The sequence below is a fragment of the Streptomyces sp. NPDC056948 genome (assembly GCF_042674225.1).
In the GTDB taxonomy this organism is placed as follows: domain Bacteria; phylum Actinomycetota; class Actinomycetes; order Streptomycetales; family Streptomycetaceae; genus Streptomyces; species Streptomyces purpurascens.
This window is the reverse complement of the sequence record NZ_JBHUQX010000661.1, coordinates 1-3,341: the sequence shown is the minus strand read 5'-3', so window position 1 is coordinate 3,341 and position 3,341 is coordinate 1. Positions and strand designations below refer to the sequence as shown.

Here is a 3,341-nt window from a genome sequence, read left to right as displayed (position 1 = left end):
GGGCGTGGATGACGGGGACGTCGGCGGGGGTCGCGGTGCGGATCATGGGGCGCAGTCTCACACACCGCTTCCCGCCGACGGACAACGGGTGCGGATCAGACCGCGGGCGCCGGGTAGGTCGGGTACTCCACCCCGGAGACGTACTGGACGACGCGGATGACCTGGCAGGAGTAGCCGAACTCGTTGTCGTACCAGAGGTAGAGGATCGCGTTGTCGCCCTCGACCTTGGTGGCGCCGGCGTCGACGATCGAGGCGTGGCGCGAGCCGATGAAGTCGCTGGAGACCGCGTCCGGGGCGCTGATGAAGTCGATCTGGCGCTTCAGCGGCGAGGTCAGCGAGACGTCACGGAGGTAGTCGAGAACCTCCTGGCGGGTGGTCTCGCGCGCGAGCTGCAGATTGAGGATCGCGATGGAGACGTCCGGCACCGGCACCCGGATGGAGCTGCCGGTGATCTTCGCCTTCAGGTCGGGCAGCGCCTTGGAGACGGCGGAGGCGGCACCGGTCTCGGTGATGACCATGTTGAGCGGCGCGGAACGGCCCCGGCGCTCGGACTTGTGGTAGTTGTCCAGCAGGTTCTGGTCGTTGGTGAACGAGTGGACGGTCTCCACGTGGCCCCGCTGGACCCCGAACTCGTCGTCCATCGCCTTCAGCGGCGGCACCAGCGCGTTCGTGGTGCACGACGCGCAGGACAGGATCTGCTCATCCGGCTTGATCGTGTCGTGGTTGACGCCGTGGACGATGTTCGGGACGTCGCCCTTGCCGGGCGCGGTCAGCACGACCTTGTCGATCCCGGGGCGCAGGTGCTCCGACAGGCCCTCGCGGTCGCGCCACTTGCCGGTGTTGTCGATGAGGATGGCGTCCTTGATGCCGTACGCCGTGTAGTCGACCTCGGACGGGTCGTTCGCGTAGATGACCTTGATCTCGTTGCCGTTGGCGACGATCGTGCTGTTCGCCTCGTCGACGGTGATCGTGCCCTGGAACTGGCCGTGGATCGAGTCGCGGCGCAGCAGCGAGGCGCGCTTGACGATGTCCTGCTCGCCCCCGCCGCGGACGACGATGGCCCGCAGCCGCAGGCCGTTGCCCGAGCCGGACTTCTCGATGAGCAGCCGGGCCACGAGCCGGCCGATGCGGCCGAACCCGTAGAGGACGACGTCACGCCCCTCGCGGCGCTCGATCTTGTTGGCCCCGGTGGCACCGGCGACGGCCTCGGCGGTGAACTCCGCGATCGACAGACCGCGGTCGTCCTCACGGTACGTCGCGGCGAGCATGCCGATGTCGATCTGCGACGGCCCGAGGTCCAGCGCGGCCAGCGTCTGCAGGAACGGCAGCGTCTCGGTGACGGAGAGCTCCGCACCGGCGATCTGCCGGGCGAAACGGTGGGTCTTGAGGATGCTGACCACCGACTTGTTCACCAGGGAGCGGCTGTGCAGCAGGACCGTCACGTCCCGCTCCCGGTGCAGCTTCCCGATGATCGGGATCATCGACTCCGCGATCTCCTCGCGGTTCTTCCAGTTGGTGAACGAGTCGTCGTTGACAGTCACAGATCCATCTTTCGAGCTAGGCGGCGCTCATATGTTAAACCGTCGATTTCCCGATCATGAACGGGGTACCTCCGTAGCCTTCCGCGAGCCCCGGTCGGCGCGGCCTGAGATGATCGAAACGGAGCTTCCACGCGAAAGGGACGCTCATGGAGTACGACGCCGTGGCCGACGAGCTGTACGCCCTGCGGCCGGAGGAGTTCACCGCGGCCCGCGCCTCGGCCGTCGCCGCCGCCCGCACCGCCGGTGACCGGGACCTCGCCGAGCGGATCGGCGCGTTGCGCAAGCCCAGCCTCGCCGCCTGGGTCGGCAACCTCCTGGTCCGCAGCCTCCCCGGCGAGGTCGACCCCCTGCTCCGCTTGGGGGAGGGCCTGCGGCAGGCCCATCACGACCTCGACGGCACACAGCTGCGCGAGCTGAGCCGGCAGCAGCACGCGATCGTCCGCGCCCTGTCCGCACAGGCCCGGCAGCTCGCCGCCGAGGCCGGCCATCCGATCGGCGACGGCGTGCAGCGCGAGGTCGAGAACACCCTGCACGCCGTCCTGGCCGACCCCGAAGCCGCCCAGGCCTGGGCGAGCGGCCGGCTGGTCAAGCCGATGAGTGCCACCGTCGGCTTTCCGGCGGTCGGGGAGAGTGCCGGGACGCAAGCTCGCCCACCCGCCACCGCCGCCCCGTCCCGCCCGGACCGGAAGGCCGACGGGCAGCAGCGGAAGCGAGTGACCCAGGCCCGGCGGGACGCCGAGGCCGCCGAGCGGGAGCTGCGGGCGCTGCGGGACGAGGCCGGGGCCGCCGGCCGGGCCGCGGACGAGGCGAAACAGCAGGTGGACCGCCTCCAGCGACGCGTCGGCGAGCTCACCGAGGAACTGGACCGCACCAAGGGCGAACACCAGCAGGCCCGCTTCGCCGAGCGGTCGGCCCGGGAACAGGCGCGTACGGCCGACCGCCGCGTCCGTGAAGCCGAGCGCAAGGCCGCGACGGCCGCCGCCCAGCTCGAACGACTCACCTCGTCGTCGAGTACCTGAAAGACCGCCCGTGCTCAGTCGGGCACCTGGACCACGTGCGACCGCACACTGATGCGGTCCCAGGGCGCCGGCGACGGCGCGATGGGCGGCACATTGGCCCGGGTGAGAGCGGGCGCGTGGCCGGGGTCGCCGCCGCGGGGCACGGTCCGTACGACCTGGCTGGGCGGCAGAGGACGGCCCTCGGTCAGCCGGGCCCACATCAGGTCGAGTGCCTGCTGGAAGTAGTAGCCGAGCGGCACATAGCGGTTGTCGTAGCCGGGCGCGGTGCTGTCGCTGTGATGGGCGTGCGTGACCTCGATGTAGGACAGCGAGCTCCTGCCGTGCTCGGTACGGGAGTTGAGCCCGAGGTAGGGCCGGGAGCTGTGGTTGACGGGGACCCGGGTGTCGTCGCGGCCGTGCACGAGGAGGGCGGGTTTGCCGTGCAGGTTCCCGTCGCGCCGGGTCGCGTCGAGACCCTGGGCCACCCGCCGAGCCCACATCCGCTCCTCGGAGGTATCGGCCCTGTCGGGGAACGCCAGCCGGTAGGCGCACAGTTCACCGTCGAGGTTGTAGTCGGGCGCGCCGTCCGGCCCGACGGACCGCCGGTCGGCGACCGGCCCGCCGAGCGAGCCGTCGTCGATCAGCGTGCCGGGGGAGGGGGCCCGCCCGCCGCTGGTCGCGAAGGCGGCGGCGAGCTGGGAACGGGTGTAGGGGGCGGGACGGCCGGAGGCGTCGGTGGCCGCCCAGCTGTAGTCGCACAGCGCGTCGGTCACCGAGGCGCGGGCGAAGCTCATCTCGTACG

Annotated in this window: 3 protein-coding genes; 1 reads left to right on the top strand and 2 read right to left on the bottom strand. The window is 71.0% G+C overall.

Annotated elements, in window-relative coordinates:
• Positions 1 to 95 precede the first annotated feature (95 nt).
• Positions 96 to 1,541 carry a glyceraldehyde-3-phosphate dehydrogenase gene (locus ACFTZL_RS43090; RefSeq protein WP_382595547.1) on the bottom strand — a complete coding sequence of 482 codons (1,446 nt, stop codon included), beginning with the start codon at positions 1,539 to 1,541 and terminating at the stop codon, positions 96 to 98.
• 146 nt (positions 1,542 to 1,687) lie between these two features.
• Between ACFTZL_RS43090 and ACFTZL_RS43085 the strand changes: the two genes are divergently transcribed.
• Positions 1,688 to 2,560: a hypothetical protein gene (locus ACFTZL_RS43085; RefSeq protein ID WP_382595545.1), complete on the top strand. Its 873-nt coding sequence runs from the start codon at positions 1,688 to 1,690 to the stop codon at positions 2,558 to 2,560.
• Between the two features lie 14 nt (positions 2,561 to 2,574).
• Here ACFTZL_RS43085 and ACFTZL_RS43080 read toward each other — a convergent pair.
• A partial coding sequence (locus ACFTZL_RS43080) for a 3-hydroxybutyrate oligomer hydrolase family protein (protein WP_382595541.1) occupies positions 2,575 to 3,341 on the bottom strand: 767 nt, incomplete at its 5' end.